General features: G+C 36.4%; 17 protein-coding genes. 10 read left to right on the top strand and 7 right to left on the bottom strand.

What is annotated here, in order from left to right; translation table 11 throughout:
• The first annotated feature begins 324 nt into the window (after positions 1–324).
• The 3 genes from V7S76_RS11565 (at position 325) to V7S76_RS11555 (ending at position 2,546) form a co-directional block, all read left to right on the top strand.
• The gene (locus V7S76_RS11565; protein WP_459510266.1) at positions 325–531 is read left to right on the top strand and encodes a helix-turn-helix transcriptional regulator; all 207 of its coding nucleotides are present in this window, start codon (positions 325–327) and stop codon (positions 529–531) included.
• Positions 532–646: 115 nt separating this feature from the next.
• The gene (locus tag V7S76_RS11560; RefSeq protein WP_459510265.1) at positions 647–1,468 is read left to right on the top strand and encodes a sterol desaturase family protein; all 822 of its coding nucleotides are present in this window, start codon (positions 647–649) and stop codon (positions 1,466–1,468) included.
• A gap of 4 nt (positions 1,469–1,472) precedes the next feature.
• Positions 1,473–2,546: a lactonase family protein gene (locus tag V7S76_RS11555; RefSeq protein WP_459510264.1), complete on the top strand. Its 1,074-nt coding sequence runs from the start codon at positions 1,473–1,475 to the stop codon at positions 2,544–2,546.
• 91 nt (positions 2,547–2,637) lie between these two features.
• Here the strand turns inward: V7S76_RS11555 and V7S76_RS11550 are convergent, their stop codons facing one another.
• From V7S76_RS11550 to V7S76_RS11540, 3 genes are read right to left on the bottom strand one after another with little or no spacing between them, the layout of a single operon-like run.
• Positions 2,638–3,870 (bottom strand): MFS transporter, encoded by a 1,233-nt coding sequence (locus tag V7S76_RS11550; protein WP_459510263.1) that lies wholly within the window; start codon positions 3,868–3,870, stop codon positions 2,638–2,640.
• 6 nt (positions 3,871–3,876) lie between these two features.
• A complete protein-coding gene (locus V7S76_RS11545; protein WP_459510262.1) occupies positions 3,877–4,890 on the bottom strand; it encodes a zinc-dependent alcohol dehydrogenase in 1,014 nt (337 codons plus the stop codon).
• Entirely contained in the window at positions 4,890–5,300 is a 411-nt protein-coding gene (locus V7S76_RS11540) for a GNAT family N-acetyltransferase (protein WP_459510261.1), read from the bottom strand. The genes V7S76_RS11545 and V7S76_RS11540 overlap by 1 nt, the downstream gene beginning before the upstream one ends.
• A 129-nt stretch (positions 5,301–5,429) precedes the next feature.
• Here V7S76_RS11540 and V7S76_RS11535 point away from each other — a divergent pair, with 129 nt between their 5' ends.
• From V7S76_RS11535 to nagA, 3 genes are all read left to right on the top strand, one after another.
• Entirely contained in the window at positions 5,430–6,044 is a 615-nt protein-coding gene (locus V7S76_RS11535) for a hypothetical protein (protein WP_459510260.1), read from the top strand.
• Between the two features lie 78 nt (positions 6,045–6,122).
• The gene (gene ggt / locus V7S76_RS11530) at positions 6,123–7,808 is read left to right on the top strand and encodes a gamma-glutamyltransferase (protein WP_459510259.1); all 1,686 of its coding nucleotides are present in this window, start codon (positions 6,123–6,125) and stop codon (positions 7,806–7,808) included.
• A 26-nt stretch (positions 7,809–7,834) separates the two neighbouring features.
• Positions 7,835–8,893, top strand: coding sequence for an N-acetylglucosamine-6-phosphate deacetylase (gene nagA, locus V7S76_RS11525; RefSeq protein WP_459510258.1), 1,059 nt, complete (start codon positions 7,835–7,837; stop codon positions 8,891–8,893).
• Between the two features lie 62 nt (positions 8,894–8,955).
• Here the strand turns inward: nagA and V7S76_RS11520 are convergent, their stop codons facing one another.
• From V7S76_RS11520 to V7S76_RS11510, 3 genes are all read right to left on the bottom strand, one after another.
• Positions 8,956–9,462 carry a cupin domain-containing protein gene (locus tag V7S76_RS11520; protein ID WP_459510257.1) on the bottom strand — a complete coding sequence of 169 codons (507 nt, stop codon included), beginning with the start codon at positions 9,460–9,462 and terminating at the stop codon, positions 8,956–8,958.
• Positions 9,463–9,582: 120 nt separating this feature from the next.
• Positions 9,583–11,016, bottom strand: coding sequence for a Gfo/Idh/MocA family protein (locus V7S76_RS11515; protein ID WP_459510256.1), 1,434 nt, complete (start codon positions 11,014–11,016; stop codon positions 9,583–9,585).
• 131 nt (positions 11,017–11,147) lie between these two features.
• On the bottom strand, positions 11,148–12,581 hold the full coding sequence (locus V7S76_RS11510) for an LTA synthase family protein (RefSeq protein ID WP_459510255.1): 1,434 nt from the start codon (positions 12,579–12,581) through the stop codon (positions 11,148–11,150).
• A gap of 242 nt (positions 12,582–12,823) precedes the next feature.
• On the opposite strand from V7S76_RS11510, the gene V7S76_RS11505 reads away from it, so the two are divergent.
• The 4 genes from V7S76_RS11505 (at position 12,824) to V7S76_RS11490 (ending at position 17,164) form a co-directional block, all read left to right on the top strand.
• Entirely contained in the window at positions 12,824–14,479 is a 1,656-nt protein-coding gene (locus tag V7S76_RS11505; protein WP_459510254.1) for a sodium/sugar symporter, read from the top strand.
• 1 nt (position 14,480) lies between these two features.
• Complete coding sequence (locus tag V7S76_RS11500; RefSeq protein WP_459510253.1) at positions 14,481–15,611, top strand: aldose epimerase family protein; 1,131 nt, start codon at positions 14,481–14,483, stop codon at positions 15,609–15,611.
• 23 nt (positions 15,612–15,634) lie between these two features.
• Positions 15,635–16,702: an aldose epimerase family protein gene (locus V7S76_RS11495; RefSeq protein ID WP_459510252.1), complete on the top strand. Its 1,068-nt coding sequence runs from the start codon at positions 15,635–15,637 to the stop codon at positions 16,700–16,702.
• Between the two features lie 189 nt (positions 16,703–16,891).
• On the top strand, positions 16,892–17,164 hold the full coding sequence (locus tag V7S76_RS11490; RefSeq protein ID WP_459510251.1) for a GxxExxY protein: 273 nt from the start codon (positions 16,892–16,894) through the stop codon (positions 17,162–17,164).
• 80 nt (positions 17,165–17,244) lie between these two features.
• Here V7S76_RS11490 and rpsA read toward each other — a convergent pair whose 3' ends face one another.
• On the bottom strand, positions 17,245–19,083 hold the full coding sequence (gene rpsA / locus V7S76_RS11485; RefSeq protein WP_459510250.1) for a 30S ribosomal protein S1: 1,839 nt from the start codon (positions 19,081–19,083) through the stop codon (positions 17,245–17,247).
• Between the last annotated feature and the right edge of the window lie 187 nt (positions 19,084–19,270).

Raw genomic sequence — 19,270 nt, 5'->3', positions numbered from 1 at the left:
GCGATTGACAACTTCTTTGCGAAGTTCTTCCGAAAAGATCAGCTGAACTCTAAATGATGTTTTTTTCATGTTTCTTCTTGTTTAAAAAGAAGAAAGATGTGTCAACTTTTTTCAGGCACCGTCAGTATTAGGTAAGAGGTTAGGAAAAAGTTAAAATAGCATTCAACTTTAAAGACAATTTTCAACTTTAAAGACAAAACAAGCAATTAAAGTTTAATTTTTTATCAAAAAAGTTATATTTTTAATAAGTTGGTATATAAAATTTGTTTTTAAAAATTGGTTTTTAAATATTGGAAGAGATTTTAACTCTAACCAACTATTCCTATGAAAACCAAACACCTTTTCTCCACCGTTTTAATTAAATCACGCCAATCATTACAATTAACACAACAACAAGTTGCGAGTGCAATAGGAGTAAGTCAAAGTGCTTATAATTACTGGGAATCTGGCAAACATTATCCAAACGCAACGAAAATATTCCAATTGGTTGAGGTTTTAAAAATACCCATAGAAGAAGTTTTCTATAAATAACCAAGAAGGAAATGAAGTATTAAAGCAAGAGTTAGCGTAGGATGTGAAAACATTCTGACTAACTCTTGGTTTTGAATTCAATCAATTATTACCTTTGGTTTTCAAACATTCAACTATGATTCAACAAATTATACAATACTTCGAACACATACCTAGTAGTCATCGGGCTCTGATTTTAGCAGGTGGCATTTCTATTTTCTGGATTATTGAAGGTGCTATACCACTTGTTAATTTTCGATACAAAAAATGGAAACATGCTAAACTGAATTTTATTTTTACATTTTCCACCTTGATCATCAACTTTCTATTTGCAACCTTAATCGTTATGGCGAGCGATTATACTACTGCCAACCATTTTGGATTGTTGCATATAGTAGTCCTTCCTGATTGGGCATTTTTATTGATAGGTTTGATGCTGTTAGATTTAGTCGGCGCTTGGTTCATCCATTTTATCGAACATAAAATAAAGGTTTTATGGAAATTTCATATCATTCATCATGCCGATACACAAGTTGACACAACCACCGCCAACAGACATCATCCAGGCGAAAGTGTTTTCAGAGCTATTTTCACCATTTTAGGTGTTTTAATCTGTGGAGCACCCATTTGGTTAGTGATGCTTTATCAAAGTTTAAGCGCCGCATTTTCCCAATTCAATCACGCCAATATTCGTCTGCCTAAAAAATTGGATCAATTGATCAGTTTTTTGATCGTATCACCCGATATGCATAAAATACATCATCATTTTGAACGACCACAAACAGATACCAATTTTGGAAATATCTTCTCCATCTGGGATCGATTATTTGGTACATTTGATGCAACTCCCATTGAACAAATTCAATATGGTTTGGATGTTATCGATAATTCAAAGGATGAAGATTTATCTTACCAAATTCAAATACCTTTTGACAAATCCGTAAAAACAGATTATTAAGTCCATGTTGTTGATTTCCATTCTTACATTTTTGGGACTTTTTACTGAAAAACCGAAGCAACAACTTTTGGTAGGTTCTTATACAAAAGATAACCCAGGCATTGAAATTTTCGATATTAGCCATTTGGACAATATCCAAAAAATCTATTCACTGTCGGTTCAAAACGCCTCCTATCAGACATTGTCCGAAGATGGCAAATACTTGTTTTCAGTCACAGAAAAAGGTTTGGAGCAATCGAGCGTTTCCGCCTTTCGAAAAAATTCCAAAGGAAGATATGAGTTCATCAATCGTCAATCAACTCAATCCGCTGACCCTTGTTATGTTTTGTATCGAAAAGCTAGCCAAACCATTTATACGGCTAATTATTCAGGTGGAAGCGTGAGTGTTTTTAAAACAAAAAATGGCACAATATTGCCGCTTGCTCAAAAAATTCAATACGAAGGATCCGGACCTATCAAAGACAGACAAGCATCCTCTCATGCGCACAAGGTTGTCTTATCTCCCAATCAAAAGGAATTATTTGTCACTGACCTTGGAACTGATAAAATATATCAACACCAAATTTTATCAGATGGGACATTGAGCCCGACTTACAAAACCTTCATCGTTAAACCCGGAAAAGGCCCACGACATCTTATTTTTCATCCCAATGGGCAATTCGTTTATGTTATCAACGAATTAAATGGTACGGTGGACGTCTTTCGATATTTAAACCATCAACTGACAGAAATTCAAAGCATTCAAGCAGATTTCAGTCAAGCGGAGGTAAAAGCAAGTGCAGACATTCATCTCTCAAAAGATGCTAAATGGCTAATTTCATCAAATAGAATCACAAGCAATAGTCTTTCTATTTTTAAGGTTGAACAAGACGGGAAACTATTGTTTGATCATGAGGTGCAGGTGGGTTCTAAACCCAGAAATTTCTCGTTTGACCCAAGTGGAAAATATGTGTTTGTTGCGAGTAGCGGTGACAATCAAGTACAAATATTTTCCTTTAATCAGGTAACGGGTCAACTGATTGATACAGGGGAAATCATTGAGGTACAAAATCCAGTTTGTTTGACATTCATTCCTTAAAGGTGTAAAAAAGATATCCTAAAAAATCGTGAACTTTGTGATTTAACCCATCAAATACCAAAAATTCTCAAAAGGAAAATGAATGTATATTTTATGACAAATTCTTGGAAGGTATTTTCTGCATGATAAATGCCGATACTAATAAAGGAAGTGAAAATACAACAAAGCGAGTGAGAATGCTGTAATCTTCATCCGCCATGATACCAAAAAGCGTAGGTCCAACAATTGCCCCGAAACGTCCGATTCCCATTGCTAAACCAACACCTGTAGAACGGACATTATCTGCATAAATACGAGTCGAGGCTGGGTAAAAAATATTGAATCCTCCTTGGACAAAAAAACCGATAAAAAAGGTCAAAATGAATCGAGAAGTATAATTCAAATCCAAACTTCCATACAAAACCATCAAGGAAAAGGCCAAAAGCATAAAAATCAACATTACTTTCCGGATACCCCATTTACCGATACTTATTCCCATGACAAATACGCCAATAAAAGCACCTAGATTCAATGTTGCGCCCACGTAAGTTGATAACTCATAAGGCATTCCCGCTGATTTCGCTAAGGTGGGAACCCAACTTAATACCGTATATAAGGTTAAAAAACCAAAAAATATTCCTGTCCAAAGCAAAATAGTCGACGTTCGATATTCTCTCGAGAGTACTATTTTTAATGGTTTTTGGCTTATTTCCTTGTTGATTTTTTTTGATAAATAGGCCGGAGACTCGCTCAAAAATAATAAAACTACGATGAACATTACCGCAGAAAAAATACCTGCACACAAAAAGGCAAATCGCCAGCCAAATTCAGGAACTACCCAAGCTGCTACAAAACCGGTGAGTATAGCTCCCAAAGGCCAACCCGCCTGCACAATACCTACATTGAAATCTTTGTTTTTTTGATTGGAAAACTCAGAGGCAACTGTCGCTAAATTGGGTAAAATACCACCAATTCCGAAACCCGTGATAAAACGAAACAGTAACATTTGAGAGAAATTTTGAACAAAATAGACCAAAATCATTCCCAAGCTAATTAAAAACAAGGATATCAAAAACGTTTTTCTTCTGCCAATGGAATCACCATAAGGTGCTAACAAAAAACAGCCGATGGTCATACCTGCTAAACCGGAACTAAACACATAGCCCATTTCAGCATTCGTTAATTGCCATTCTGCCGTTATTTCAGATGCCGCAAAAGACACTAAAAAAACATCGATTCCATCATTGAAATTTAAAATAAAACAAATGGCAACAATCATCATTTGACGCCAAGACATGGCTTGCCCATCTCCTATTTCAACTCCTTTATTTAGTGTCTGAGACATTTTTCATTATTTTGGTTCGATGATGATTTTACCAGCATGTCCAGAAGAAGCTAATTCCAAGGCTTCTTGTAAACTAGACAATGGCATTCGTTGACTAATAATTAAACTCGGGTTAATCACATGGGATTTCAATAATTCTATCACTCGAAGAAAATCAAAAGGATGATCGTAAATGATTGAACCTTTGATTTGAATTCCTTCCCGCGTAATTTTCAAAGGTTGGTAAGTGGCTAATTTTTCTGATAATCCCAGTAATATAATTTCTGATCCTCTAGGAGCTATTTCTGCCGCAAAACTTGCTGTCTTTTCATTTCCTGCACATTCAAATATAACTTGGATATCCTTTTGAGTTAAAAAAGCATTAACTTTTTCATAATCTGTATCATAAAATCTTTGTGCACCTAAATCACAAGCCTTGTTCAGAAGAATAGCATTAAGTTCATGCACAAATACTTGATAACCTAAATTAATGGCCAAATGAGTTAATAACATACCGATTGAGCCTAAACCAATTACGGCAATCGAGTCGCCCGGTTTAGCTTGAGAAGAAAAAAGGGCATGATAGGCCACTGCCATGGGTTCAATGCAAACCGCATCATCATCCGAAATTTGATCTGGAAGGTTAAAAACAGCAGAATTTGAAACACAGACATACGCTGCAAAACAACCAGGTTCAGTTTGACCTATGATTCGTTTATTTACACAGATATTCCCCTTTCCTCGTTTACAATAATTGCATTTTCCACATATAATATTCGGATCAATCACGACACGTTGACCCAATTTCCTATTTTCTACACCCTCACCTATTTTATCAATGTAACCGATCGCTTCATGCCCCAGGATGGTTGCTTGGCTCAACTTCCGATGCCCCTGAAAAAAGTGCACATCTGAACCACAAATACCTGCTTGTTTAATCTTTATTCTGACTTCACCCAACCTAGGTTCAGGCAAGTTCAATTCCTGAATTTCAATATGTTGTGGACTATTTAAAATCGCAATTTGCATGGTTGTGTTCATTAATTTAGGTCAGAAACATCATCTAAATAATAACAATGTTCATGTCTTTTCATCCCAATTTTAGGATAATATCTCTCTGCTGCGGGAGCCGCCAATAAAATCACTTTGGTTCGAGGAAGAAATTGCTTTACCTCCAAAATTAATTTTTTTCCAATCCCTTGGTGTTGATATTCCTCATCTACTGCTAAATCCGCTAAATAAGTCGTGTACGTAAAGTCAGTCATACAACGAGCCAAACCCACCAATTTATCTGCATCATACGCACCAATATAAACATTGGCATGGTCTAACATGGATTGCATGGCTTCCAAATCTGCCAAAGGACGACGTAGTCCCAAAGTGGAACGGTCTAAAATGGAAATCAGATCTTCGACGGTTAAACTTGGATTGATTTGATAGGACAGATTCATGAAGAAAAAATAAATAGGACTTAAAGGATTAGAATTATCAAAATTAAAAGGATTTTTTGCTTTTTAAAGCAATCTGGGCATTTTCATTCATTGAAAGTTTATCTTTGCAGGCTCAATTTTACCCATGACATGCACAATTTAGAAGCTATTTTTTCCAACATCATTTCCCATTCAGACACACATGCTAAGTTTTTGAATACACTTTCATTGATGGAAAATGTAGGCGCTAGAAAAATTTCCAAATTTGAGCCGAAATTAGACGTCGGATTAATGGTGTTGAAACATGCCGCGGAAGAACATCGCCATGCTTTTTATTTGAAGAAACAAATTACCAAATTAATAGATGGTGGATTCGAATCTTATCAAGATGAATTTCTGTTAAGCCCGAAGACTTCCAAATTTTATTTAGATTTTCTAGATGTAAAGGTTTGTCAGTATGCTCAAAAGTCCTTAGGTTTAAAAGGTGCAGATGTTAAATGGGCCGCTTATTTATTAGTTACTTATGCCATTGAAGTACGCGCAGACGAATTATATCCCATTTACCAAAAGGCATTGAGTGCTCAAAAATCTAAAGTTCAGGTTAAATCCATCATATTGGAGGAGGAAGGCCATTTGGAAGAAATGATTAAACAATTAAAAGCATTTTCGCCAGATTGGGAAATACATGCTCAAAAAGCCATCGAATTCGAAAGGGAATTATTTAATGACTGGATTCAATCTATACAGGATTTAGTTGTTTGTTGAGATGATCGATTAGAGGATAAGAGGTTGCAGAAATTGATATTATTTTGATTAAATTCACTTCTTCAACACCTTATCGACATGAAAAAACTTTTATTCCTATTATTTTTCCCCCTTTCATTATTTGCGCAAGACAGACCCAGTGGTAAATTATGGGCAACAAGATCTGAGGTTATTGCTCAAAATGGAATGGCTTGCACATCCCATCCTTTGTCTACCCAAGCTGCATTAGACGTATTAAAAGCAGGAGGAAACGCCATTGACGCAGCCATTGCGGCAAATGCGATGGAAGGCGTTGTGGAGCCTCATGTAAATGGAATCGGAGGCGATTTGTTCGCAATCGTTTGGGATGCCAAAACAAAAAAATTATATGGTTTAAATGGTTCAGGAAGATCGCCTAAATCCTTAACATTGGATGAATTCAAAAAGCGTGGATTAAAACATATTCCAAGCACAGGCCCACTTCCTATAAGTGTTCCGGGCTGTGTTGATGCTTGGTTTGAGCTACATCAAAAATTTGGCAGTATGCCGATGAATAAAGTATTGGAAAAAGCGATTAGCTATGCTAGAAACGGATTTCCTGTGCATGAAGAATTGGCCTCCGCCTTACAAAAAGTTCAGGCGAATTATGGGAAATTTCCCAATGTTGCTGAACATTATTATCCCAATGGAACCGTACCTGTTCGTGGAGATATATTCAAAAATCCACATTTGGCCAACACTTTAGAAAAAATTGCTAAAGGAGGTAGAGATGCATTTTATAAAGGAGAAATCGCTAAAACGATGGATGCTTTTATGAAAAAAAATGGTGGATTTCTTTCGTATGAAGATTTATCCAGTCATACTTCTACTTGGATTGAACCCGTTTCCGTTAATTACCGTGGTTTTGATGTGTGGGAACTTCCTCCCAATGGTCAAGGTATTGCAGCATTGCAGATGTTGAATATTTTGGAAGCCTATGACTTCTCTAAAATTAAATTTGGCTCTGCGGAACACATCCATTTGTTTACGGAAGCTAAAAAATTAGTCTTTGAGGATCGAGCTAAATTTTATGCAGATATGGATTTTGCTAAAGTTCCAGTAGCCAATTTAATCTCTAAAGAATATGCCAATGAACGTAGAAAATTGATTAAAGATAGAGCTTCCAGACATTATGATGCAGGTAATCCAGCGCTGAAGGATGGTGATACGATTTACTTAACTATTGCTGATAAAGAAGGCAACATGGTTTCGTTGATACAAAGCAATTATCGTGGTTTTGGAAGTGGAATGTTACCAGATGGTCTAGGATTTATGTTTCAAGATCGAGGAGAACTATATAGCTTGAAAGAAGGTGAAAACAATACCTATGCGCCAGGAAAAAGACCATTTCACACCATTATTCCAGCATTTATGACGAAGAATGGCGAACCGATCATGAGTTTTGGTGTGATGGGTGGTGGTTTTCAACCCATGGGACATGTCCAAATAGTGATGGATGTAGTGGATTTCGGAATGAATATCCAAGAAGCAGGCGATGCACCACGAATCAATCATGAAGGCTCTTCTGAACCTACAGGCGAAGGTATGGAATTAACAGGTGGAACCATCACCTTAGAAAGTGGATATCCTTACGAAGTTATTCGGGAATTAATGCAGAAAGGGCATCAAGTAGGATACATGAATGGCGTTTATGGTGGTTACCAAGCCATTCGTTGGGACCCTGTTCGAAAGGTCTATTTTGGAGCCTCCGAATCCAGAAAAGATGGACAAGCGGCAGGTTGGTAATTTTTTCATGACAAATTCAATTCCTTATGCAAATTATTTCAGCCAATAAAATATTCACCGGCCATGAATGGCTCTATGAACAAGAAATCCATGTGGATCAAGGTCGGATTATTGCGATACAACCCATAACAGCAAATTCAAAGGTTCAATATTCAGACGGATTTATTTGTCCAGGCTTCATCGATTTACAAGTTTATGGCGGAGGAGGCATTTTGTTTTCCAACCATCAAACTGCGGAATCCATTCAAAAAACCTATCAGGAGCACGTAGAAACTGGTACGCATTTTTTTCAAATAACCCTCAATTGCTCTTCCAAAGAATCCATGTGGAAAGCCATTGATGCCTGCCAAGAATATATCAATAAAGGAGGAAAGGGATTGATTGGACTACACTTGGAAGGACCTTTTTTCAACCCCATCCGCAGAGGAGCCCACAAAGAAGAATTTGTTCAAAAACCCACCATCCCATTTATCCAAGAAATCATTGATCGAGCCAAATCATTACCCATTTATATGACCATAGCTCCTGAGATGTTCGAAGAAGATGTATTGAATTTTATCATTCAAAGTCCAATTATGCTTTCTATTGGACATTCGGATGCCACACAGGAACAAGTTCAACAAGCATTTGACCTAGGAATCAATAAAGTAACTCATTTGTTCAATGCACAATCGCAATGGCAAAGTAGGGCCTTAGGGATTGTAGGGACAACGTTTATCAATGACGCATGGGCGAGCATCATTGTTGATGGATTGCATTGCGATTTTCAGTCAGTTCGTTTGGCAAAAGAATTAAAAGGTAAGAAATTATTTTTGATTACAGATGCTGTTACGGAAGACAAATCCGGTCCATATTACTTTTCCAAAAAAGATCAAAAATTCACCAATGACCAAGGTGTTTTATCAGGTTCGGCACTGACGATGCGAGAAGCCATTGAAAATTGCGTGAATCAAGCGGGCATTCCTTTGGAAGAAGCCATTCGTATGGCCACGGTTTACCCAGCGGAAGTAGTTCATTTATCCCATGAGATAGGCAGCATAGAGGTGGGGAAAAAGGCATCTTTCTTTCATTTTAGAAATTTTTAATCTTTTTGTACTTAGTGTTAAAAACAAATTCAAATATTTTAACACTAAGAACACAAAGATATCTATCTGCCAAAATCATCTTGCAACCTAACAATGTCCTCTTCATCGGAAGGATGATTCACATCCGTATGTTGCCAAATTTCGGCGACTAGTCCCCAATTAGCTAAACCGATGAGGCGATGTCTTTTTCCGATATCCAATTTCACAAAATCACCATCTTCATACATTCCAGGTTCATTTTGTTCATCAGTATCAGACATAGCAACTCCAACGGGCCCTGAAACCACCTTCCAAATCTCTGCACGGCGAAAATGATATTGCCAGGATAGTCGCTGATTAGGTGCTACCAATAAAAATTTAGGGCTTAATTTTTGAGTAATTTGAATTTGCTCAAAACTCAATTCAGGAAAAAATTCCTCTGCAAATTTGGATGCCTGCTCTTCTGACAATACAAAGAAAGCACCCCAAGGTCTATCCAAATCTTTTGTTACAATCTCATATCCTTTGGAAAGAATATAGGCTTCAACTTCGGAAAAAATGGATGAGGGATTCTTTGAATGATTGAGCATGTTGATTTTTTTACAAAAATAAAAAAAGACGGGATAACCTCCCGTCTTTTAATGTTAAAACGTATTATTTAATTATGTAGTGTGAATTAAGTATTGAACAAAAATTCACCAATCATAATTCTATAGCTTCCATCCTGCTCTGTATTCTCTACGAACAAATTGATTAGCGGGGTCAAAGTTCGTGATACGCATATTGGCAGCATCCCATGTCAACTTCTGACGACCAATGTATTTAGCTGTTCTTCCTTCGCCTTCACGCAACATGTAGGAACGGATAGCAAGGTTTCCCATTAATACCGATTCCGTAAACGGCCCTGCATAATCAAAAGGAGAACTAACTTCCATTTTACCGAAACCAGCTTTACAAGCCTCTACCCATTGCGTATTATGACCCGCGTCTCCTCTTTCGACACGTGGAATACTTGCTTTTGGTAATTCTTCTTCTGGAACTTGTTTGCCATTTTTGAATACTTTTGGATACATACCGTAGGTTCCACAAGTCATGATTCCTTTGGTTCCGATCAATATAACACCATTTGAACCATCTGGATCACCGATTACTTCAGTGGATGGAATGCCATCTGGATGTGGAGCACGAAGACCACCATCATACCAAGTTAATTTCACTGGAGAGTTATTTTTCTTCGAAGGACCATAATTCAGCGTAACCATAGACGATGGTGGACATCCTTCTGGAATCCACTCTGGAGTCCAATCTTTTAAGAAAACTGATCCAACCGAGCATTCAACATCTATGGCATCACGAATACCTAACACTTTGAAAGGAGGATCTAATAAATGGCATCCCATATCTCCTAATGCGCCTGTACCATAATCCCACCAGCCTCTCCATTTAAATGGAACGAATGCTGGATTAAACTCGCGGTATTTAGCAGGTCCTAACCATAAATCCCAATCCAATTCTTTAGGCACTTCAAAGCCAGCAGAAGGATATGCTATTCCTTGTGGCCAAACTGGACGATTTGTCCAAACTTGAACTGTATGAACTTTTCCGATGACACCACCTTCAAACCACTCAACCATTTTACGTACGCCATCTCCAGAAGAACCTTGGTTTCCCATTTGAGTAACCACTTTCATCTCTCTTGCTTTTTCAGCTAGGATTCGAGCCTCATAAATATCATGAGTTAAAGGTTTTTGAACATACACGTGCTTGCTACGGCGCATCGCTTCCATGGCAATTGTAGCATGGGTATGATCTGGAGTAGAAACAATAACCGCATCTACGTTATTTCCTTCTTTTTCTAATGCCTCACGGAAATCTCTGTAATAATTTGCTTTAGGGTGATCTGCTCTGGCTTTAACCGCCTGACGATCATCCACATCTACAATGGCTACAATATTTTCAGCCCCTTTGTTAAATGAATTTGTGATATCACTGTAGCCTTTACCGCCACCACCAATACCCATGATGTTCAATTTGTCTGAAGGAGCTTTGTAACCTTTGCCTAGGACATGGCGAGGAACAATGTAGAAACTGGCAGCTGCCACTGAAGCGCTTTTGATAAAATCGCGCCTAGAATTATTACTCATAGTATTTTAGTTTAGAAATGTTTACTACCAAAGATGACTTTAAAAAAGACAAAAGTAAATTTGGTCAAAATTCTCCAAAACACAAATCAATTTCTTGAAATTTTAATAAATGATATGGAGCAAATTTCCGATTATCGTTTTTTTGTCAACAATAAATAAGGTACCTCCTCTTTGTTATACAAATTCAAACAACGAAGGTCTGGATAAGCATGGTCTCCCACAAATAAAATGCTATCATACAAGCCTGGTTCCTTTTCCAAACGTTTTAAGGCATATTTGATCGTACTGGCAATTCGATAAAATTGATCAAAAGCATGTTCATTATCATTAAAATCTTTGAGAAGGATTTTTTTTGTGATTAAATACTCTTTTCGATTAACCCTGGACATATCCAAATTAAAAGGGGTATGCGTATTAATCGTTAAACCATAGGCAAATACCTTAACATAATTCCTGCTTTCATTCATTAATGTATCAATCATATCTTCATCAAATACAGAAGTATAACCATTTTCATAATTTACTTTTGCCGTTTTGTTTTTAATCAATTCTTCATAATAAGACCTGCTATCAAATTGAAGTTTTTTTCGAAATCCTTCCGCATTACTATGGTTACTCCCATATTGTTTAGACGCAGGAAAAGAAGCAATAGTATGATAACCTGATTTTAATTTACTGGCGACGATATTGTATTTGGAGGTGTGAGAAAATTCAAGAAAGGCCCTGTAAGACTCCTCATTATTCATATTTAATAATTCCCTGGCTTCTGCTGAAGAAGTATTTCCATGAAAACAAGTTTGTCCAAATTGAATATCGTATTGCGATGAAAGTATCTTTGAGTCTTGAATGTATTGATTCAAATATTCCATACATTCCTTCTGATTGATGGGATTAAAAAGTTCTCCCCAACTTTCCATAATCAATAACAATTCTTTGTTATGTGAATTATCTCCCATAAATCGAATGGTAGGACTAATAGCAGCTTGATTGTTACAGGTAAAGTTTTGAATAGCATTAGCACCTTGCCGATAAAGGTCGTAATCATCTCTAAACATATCCAACTTGTTTTCATTCACCCCCTTAACATAAAAGGCAAACCCCATTCGGTCAACAATTTTCAAATGGACAACCAATCGAAAGCAAACTAAAAAAACAAATAAACAAGTGATTTCATATGAGTAATTTAAATGATCTTTTACCAAATTAAATTGTGCTTTGGCTAATACATAAACCACAAACAAAGCAAAAATGAAATAGATAAATATTAAGGAAAACTCTTTAGGTTTTAGCCAGACATAATTAATCCTACCCAAAAAACTATATATATTAAAAAAGTAAAAATGAGGTAAAAGTGCTACCAAAAAAACAATAATACTCAAAACTTGAAATAAATAGAATAGCTTAAAATTTGCTTTCCAAAATAGTAAAGAGGTATTAATTAAAAAAAGAAACGATAATGACAAATGGACATTACCATCAAACAAGGGCATTTTAATGGAATTTTCAATCAATAATTGGATTGAAAAAAATAATGCCCAATGTAGCCAAGCTTTGTATAGATTCATTGAAAATTGAGAGTGAACACAAGTTCAAGTTCGTATAATTCTCGAATAAAACCTATGAATTAACAATTAGGATATTAAATTAATCGACAAATCAAGTAATCATATTTATATAATTCAACTTTTTGTCCATGAATTCAATTGGCGTTTGAAAAAATCCATGACAAAACATATTTCGAAAAATTGCAGATGTCATTTTTTAAAGATAATTTAGAACAAATTGAAAATTTACCAATAAACCTAGCATGAAACTCGGATTAGAAACCCTCGATTACACCATATTTTTTATCTATTTTGTTGTGGTAGCCTCTTACGGTTATTGGATTTATAAAAACAAAGGAAGCAAATCAGACAGCAGTAAAGATTTCTTCTTGGCAGAAGGTTCATTGACTTGGTGGGCCATCGGAGCATCCATCATAGCTTCTAATATTTCCGCGGAACAATTTATTGGCATGAGTGGCCAAGCATTTCAATTAGGAATCGCCATTTCGGTATATGAAATTTTTGGTGGTGTGGTTTTATTAATTGTTGCAACCTATTTCTTGCCCATGTATCTCAATAACAAGATATACACGATGCCACAATTTCTATCCAAACGATATAATGACCAATTAGCCACCATGATGGCCATTTTTTGGCTGTTTTTATACATCTTCGTTAACCTTACTTCCATTATATATTTAGGGGGATTAAGTTTAGAAAAAATGACGGGATTCTCCTTCATGAGCTGTGCTATTTTCCTAACCATATTTGCGGTAATCATTACCCTCGGTGGCATGAAAGTCATAGGATATACCGATGTCATTCAAGTAGTTTGCCTTATTTTCGGCGGATTAGCCACCACCTATTTGGCTTTGGAATTATTGTCGAATCGAGTTGGAACAGGTGCCGGCATTTGGGAAGGAATTTCATTGATTAAGGAAAAAGCTGATAGTCATTTACACATGATGTTCAGTCCAAATCAATACCAAGTATATGATGGAAAAGGAGGTTTTATTGACGCTTACAAACAATTACCTGGGATAATGATGTTTGTCATCGGGGGCCAATGGATCAATAATTTGAATTATTTTGGCTGTAATCAATACATGACCCAAAGAGCATTGGGAGCAGATATCAAAACGGCTAGAAATGGGGTTATGTTCGCTGGATTTTTGAAAATGTTGATGCCTATTATTGTGGTACTACCCGGACTTGCTGCTTACGTTATTTTTCAAGAAAATGCAGAGCCAGCCATCGTGAATGGAATTACGCAAAATGGAATCATCAAGCCGGATAATGCCTACCCCGTTCTCTTAAATCTACTACCAGTTGGCTTAAAGGGATTGGCCTTTGCTGCACTTACGGCTGCTATTGTCGCAAGTTTAGCTGGTAAAGCCAATAGTATTTCGACTATTTATATGTTAGATATTCACAAGAAATTTTTCAACCCTAATTTATCCGAAAAAAATACTGTTTGGGTAGGCAGAATTGCCATTGTGGTTGCCTTTGCTATTGCTTTAGTGATTAGCCCACAATTGAAAAACCTTGGACAAGCCTACGAATACATTCAAAAATACACGGGATACATCTCGCCAGGTATTTTATCTATCTTCTTATTAGGATTCTTTTGGAAGAAAAATAGTACGCAAGGTGCCATTGTAGCAGCTATTTTAAGCATTATTCTTTCCACTTATTTGGAAATTGGCTTCCCAGAAATGCCATTTTTAAATCGAATGGGAATTGCTTTTTGGATTTGCGTATTGGTTCAAGTGATTATTAGTTATTTAGTTCTAAAAGGAGAAGATCATCCCAATGCATTTGAAGTAAAAAGAGAATGGTTCAACGTATCTAAATCATTTAGAATTGGATCCATTGCCATTATTAGCTTCTTTATTTTAATCTATGTTATTTTTTGGTAAAATGAAAACAAAGACACTTTTAGGAATCTTAAGCATTATTTCTGTAATATTTTCTTGTTCTGACAATCAGAAACCTGCCGCACAAATTAGTAAGGAAGCTTGGGGTCAATTGGCGAATGGACAACAGGTGGATTTGTACACGTTGACCAATCAAAACGGCATGACCGTGAAAATAAGCAACTATGGAGGAACCATTGTTTATTGGACAGCAATTGATAAGAATGGAACATATGACGACATAACTCTTGGCTGCGATTCCTTATCCGACTATATCAAAGGAGTACCCTATTTTGGGGCTTTGGTAGGAAGGTACGGAAATCGAATTGCAAAAGGAAAATTCATTTTGGAAGGTCAACGTTACACGTTAGCCGTGAACAATGGAGAAAATTCTTTACATGGAGGCTTAAAAGGTTTCGACAAGGTAATTTGGAAGGCAAAAACAGTGGAAGGTGAAGAACCCAAATTGGTATTAAATTATTTGTCGAAAGATGGAGAAGAAGGTTATCCAGGGAATTTAAATGTTCAGGTTGTTTATACCCTAAAAAAAGATGATGCATTAGAAATTGCTTATACGGCCACAACGGATAAATCCACTGTCGTCAATTTAACCAATCATGCCTACTTCAATCTTTCCGGGAATTTTAAGCTGCCTATTTTGAATCACGAATTGACTATCAAGGCAGATAAATTTTTACCCATCGACAAAGGCTTAATTCCAACGGGCTCCGCAAAAGAGGTAAAGGACACTCCATTTGATTTCACCAAAACACATAAAATCGGTGAACGGATCAATCTTAAAGATACTCAACTGGAATACGGAAAAGGATATGACCATTGTTGGATTGCCAAAGATACGAGTTCATTGCATTCCATTGCGGAAGTATATGAGCCAAACTCGGGTAGGTTTATGGAAGTCATAACGACTGAACCTGCTGTGCAATTTTATTCCGGAAATTTTCTAGATGGAACAGTCAAAGGAAAATCAGGAAACAAGTTTCAACATCGGACAGGTTTTTGTTTAGAAACGGAACATTATCCTGATTCTCCCAATCATTCTCGTTTCCCCAAAACGGTTTTAAAGCCCGGAGAAACCTATCGCTCAAAAACCATTTACAAATTCAGTGTTTTATAATTCAATTGTTGACAAATTCAATCATGCAAATTTCTTCCCAAGCATTTGGCACAAGTCGTAACGGCGAATCCGTCGAACTTTATACACTAAGCAACTCACATGGCCTTGAAGTACAAATCATGACCTATGGCTGTATTATCACTAAAATACTTGCACCAGATAAAAATGGCTTAATAGAAGATGTCGTTTTGGGATTTGACACCTTGGAAGAATATGAAAAAGATAGTCCATTTTTCGGAGCAGCAGTAGGCCGATATGCCAATCGAATTGCAAAGGGTAAATTCACTTTAGAGGGGCAAGAATATCAATTAGTTGCACAAAACAAAGGAAATCATTTACATGGTGGCTTAAAAGGATTCGACAAAGTGGTTTGGAAAGTACTAGAAGCGAGTAGCGATGAAAGAGAAGCGAAGTTAGTTTTGACCTATCTTTCCAAAGATGGAGAAGAAGGATATCCAGGGAATTTAGACGTTCAGCTAACCTACACCTTGAAAGAAAATAATGAATTCGATATTCATTATGAGGCGAAGACTGACAAGACAACCATTCTCAATTTAACACAACATACCTATTTCAATTTAACTGGGAATATCAAAGGAGGTATTATGGATCATGAAGTACAAATTCATGCCAAACATTTTGTACCTGTGGATGAAACAGTCATTCCAACCGGAGAACTAATGCCCGTTGAAGGGAATGCCTTTGATTTCACTCTGCCGAAAAAAATCGGTTTAGAAATAGACGCAGACCATGATCAAATAGCCAAAGGTGGTGGTTATGATCATTGCTATGCTTTTGAAAAATCCCTAAATGCATTTGAATTAGTAGCGAGTGCCTATGAACCAATATCTGGGAGAACCTTGGAGGTTCGAACCACCGAACCAGGGATGCAATTTTATACGGGAAACAACCTAGATGGCCGTTTAACTGGCAAAATGGGCATCAATTATGCTCGTAGAATTGCTTTTTGTTTTGAAACCCAACATTTCCCAGACTCCCCTAATCAACCTCAATTTCCAACAACTGTTTTACGCGCTGGGGAGAAATTTGATTCCATCACCAGCTACTCATTTAGTATTCAAAATATCTAATTCCTGATTTTAAATATCAGTTTTTATCATCAATAAATACTAGTATTTATCTTTTTTTGCAAAATCAAATTAATCAAAGAAGGATAAAAAATGTATGAAAATGATATTGTAAAAAAGGTCATAGACCTTTCATTTAAAATTCATAAAACTTTAGGACCCGGTTTATTGGAAAATGTGTAACAAAACTGTTTGGTCTATGAACTACAAAAATTAGGGTACATAGTAGAGAAAGAAAAAACACTGCCTGTCATCTACGAAACAATCAAAATGGAATGTGGATATCGGGTAGATATATTGATTGAAAATAAAGTAGTGATTGAAGTAAAATCTACTAGTAGTATTCTGGACATTCACCTAGCCCAGTTATTGACTTATCTAAAAATCGGGAAATTCAAATTGGGTCTATTAATCAATTTCAATAGTCCTCTTTTAAAGGATGGAATAAAAAGAGTTATTAATTAGTAAACACAAAGGCACAAAGTTTGAAACAATATTTTGTGTTCTTGTTTCAAACTTTGTGCCCTTTGTGTTTTGAGGATTGATTACTCAGCTTTCTTAGATTTTTTCTCTAATTTTTTGATCGCTTGTTCTCTTTCAGCGCCTTCCATTTGCTCTTTTAAAGCAGATAGTGCACCGATATCTCCCATCGTAGATTTTTCAGCTGCAACAGTTACTTTTTCAGTAGCTTTAGCCGCTTTTTTCTTCTCTGGTTTTGCAGCAGCAGTAGCAGCAGCAGTTTCTTCTGCAGTTGCTTCTGTGAACGTACGAGTGTGTGAAAGAATAATCTTACGATCATCTTTTTGGAATTCAGTTACCACGAAATCCAATGACTCACCTACTTCCGCAGTCGACTCATCTGCTTTCACTAATTGTTTGAATGGAGATAATCCTTCAATACCGTAAGGTAACTCTAAAACAGCCATCTTGTCATTTTTAGAAATAACAGTTGCTTTGTGAGTTGATCCTACTGTGAAAACGCTTTCGAAAGTATCCCAAGGATTCTCTTCTAATTGCTTATGTCCAAGAGCTAAACGACGATTCTCAGCATCTAATTCGATAACGATAACGTCTAAAGCATCTCCAACTTTAACAAACTCAGATGGATGTTTGATTTTCTTCGTCCATGATAAATCAGAAACGTGTACTAAACCATCAATTCCTTCTTCTAATTCTAAGAATAAACCGAAGTTCGTTAAGTTACGAACGGTTCCTTTATGTTTTGTTCCAACTGCATACTTAGAAAGTAAGTCAGTTTTAGTCCAAGGATCTTCTGTTAATTGTTTAACACCCAATGACATCTTACGCTCAGCACGATCCAATGTTAATACAACAGCTTCCATTTCATCACCTACTTTTAAGAAATCTTGTGGATTACGTAAATGTTGTGACCAAGACATTTCTGAAACGTGAATCAAACCTTCAACGCCAGGCAATACTTCTAAGAAAGCACCGTAATCTGCAACGTTAACAATTTTACCTTTCACTTTAGATCCAACTTCAACATCAGTAGCTAATGCTTCCCAAGGATGAGCTTGTAATTGCTTCATGCCTAAAGAAATACGCTTCTTGTTTTCGTCGAAATCTAAAACTACTACTTGGATTTTTTGATCTAACTTCAACACCTCTTGTGGATGGTTGATACGTCCCCACGAGATATCTGTAATATGAAGTAAACCATCTACACCACCCAAATCGATGAACACACCGAAATTAGTCATGTTTTTGATTACACCTTCTAATACTTGACCTTTGTCTAAGTTAGTTAAGATAGTTTGACGTTGAGCCTCAAGATCTTTTTCGATCAATACTTTATGAGAAACAACTACGTTATCATTTGTGTGGTTGATTTTAACCACTTTAACTTCCATATTTTTACCAACAAAAATATCGAAATCACGGATAGGCTTAACATCGATTTGTGAACCTGGCAAGAATGCCTCGATTCCAAAAATATCAACAATTAAACCACCTTTTGTACGACGTTTAACGAAACCATTGATGATTGTATCTTCTTCTAACGCTCTTTCGATGTTAGTCCAAGCTCCCATTACCTTCGCTAATTTACGAGAAAGAATCAATTGTCCATTTGAATCTTCTTGATTCTCAATGTACACTTCAACTTCGTCTCCTGCTTTCAAATCCGGCATATCGCGGAATTCAGAAGCAGATACTAAACCGTCAGACTTAAATCCGATGTTTACGATAACTTCGCGGTCTGTTTTACTTACAACAATACCTTTTACTACTTCTTTTTCAGTAACTGAATTCAATGTAGCCTCAATTGCGGCTTCCATTTGTGCTTTTTGATCAGCAGAGTAATTTCCACCGAATCCTTTTCCTTCAACTAAATCCCAGTCGAAATCTTTTGGTTGTTTTGACATATTTGTCGCCCGAATTACATCAACATGTTGGGCTAACATGCTGAACTTTAGTTAATAATCAATTTTTATTTGGGGTGCAAAATTAAGAAGAAAATAGGAAAGAGAAAAGAGAAAAGTGAAAAAAGATAATGAAAAGAGAGAAGTAAGAAAATTTTCTAATGAATTAAAGTTCTATTCATAGTGCACA

It is taken from the genome of Aquirufa sp. ROCK2-A2 (assembly GCF_054558485.1).
This window is presented reverse-complemented; position numbering and strand designations above follow the sequence as displayed.

Bases quoted from the DNA above. Each gene is read 5' to 3' on its own strand.
- V7S76_RS11565 (WP_459510266.1), top strand. From the start codon at position 325: ATGAAAACCAAACACCTTTTCTCCACCGTTTTAATTAAATCACGCCAA.
- V7S76_RS11560 (WP_459510265.1), top strand. From the start codon at position 647: ATGATTCAACAAATTATACAATACTTCGAACACATACCTAGTAGTCAT.
- V7S76_RS11555 (WP_459510264.1), top strand. From the start codon at position 1,473: ATGTTGTTGATTTCCATTCTTACATTTTTGGGACTTTTTACTGAAAAA.
- V7S76_RS11550 (WP_459510263.1), bottom strand. From the start codon at position 3,870: ATGTCTCAGACACTAAATAAAGGAGTTGAAATAGGAGATGGGCAAGCC.
- V7S76_RS11545 (WP_459510262.1), bottom strand. From the start codon at position 4,890: ATGAACACAACCATGCAAATTGCGATTTTAAATAGTCCACAACATATT.
- V7S76_RS11540 (WP_459510261.1), bottom strand. From the start codon at position 5,300: ATGAATCTGTCCTATCAAATCAATCCAAGTTTAACCGTCGAAGATCTG.
- V7S76_RS11535 (WP_459510260.1), top strand. From the start codon at position 5,430: ATGCACAATTTAGAAGCTATTTTTTCCAACATCATTTCCCATTCAGAC.
- ggt (WP_459510259.1), top strand. From the start codon at position 6,123: ATGAAAAAACTTTTATTCCTATTATTTTTCCCCCTTTCATTATTTGCG.
- nagA (WP_459510258.1), top strand. From the start codon at position 7,835: ATGCAAATTATTTCAGCCAATAAAATATTCACCGGCCATGAATGGCTC.
- V7S76_RS11520 (WP_459510257.1), bottom strand. From the start codon at position 9,462: ATGCTCAATCATTCAAAGAATCCCTCATCCATTTTTTCCGAAGTTGAA.
- V7S76_RS11515 (WP_459510256.1), bottom strand. From the start codon at position 11,016: ATGAGTAATAATTCTAGGCGCGATTTTATCAAAAGCGCTTCAGTGGCA.
- V7S76_RS11510 (WP_459510255.1), bottom strand. From the start codon at position 12,581: ATGAATCTATACAAAGCTTGGCTACATTGGGCATTATTTTTTTCAATC.
- V7S76_RS11505 (WP_459510254.1), top strand. From the start codon at position 12,824: ATGAAACTCGGATTAGAAACCCTCGATTACACCATATTTTTTATCTAT.
- V7S76_RS11500 (WP_459510253.1), top strand. From the start codon at position 14,481: ATGAAAACAAAGACACTTTTAGGAATCTTAAGCATTATTTCTGTAATA.
- V7S76_RS11495 (WP_459510252.1), top strand. From the start codon at position 15,635: ATGCAAATTTCTTCCCAAGCATTTGGCACAAGTCGTAACGGCGAATCC.
- rpsA (WP_459510250.1), bottom strand. From the start codon at position 19,083: ATGTCAAAACAACCAAAAGATTTCGACTGGGATTTAGTTGAAGGAAAA.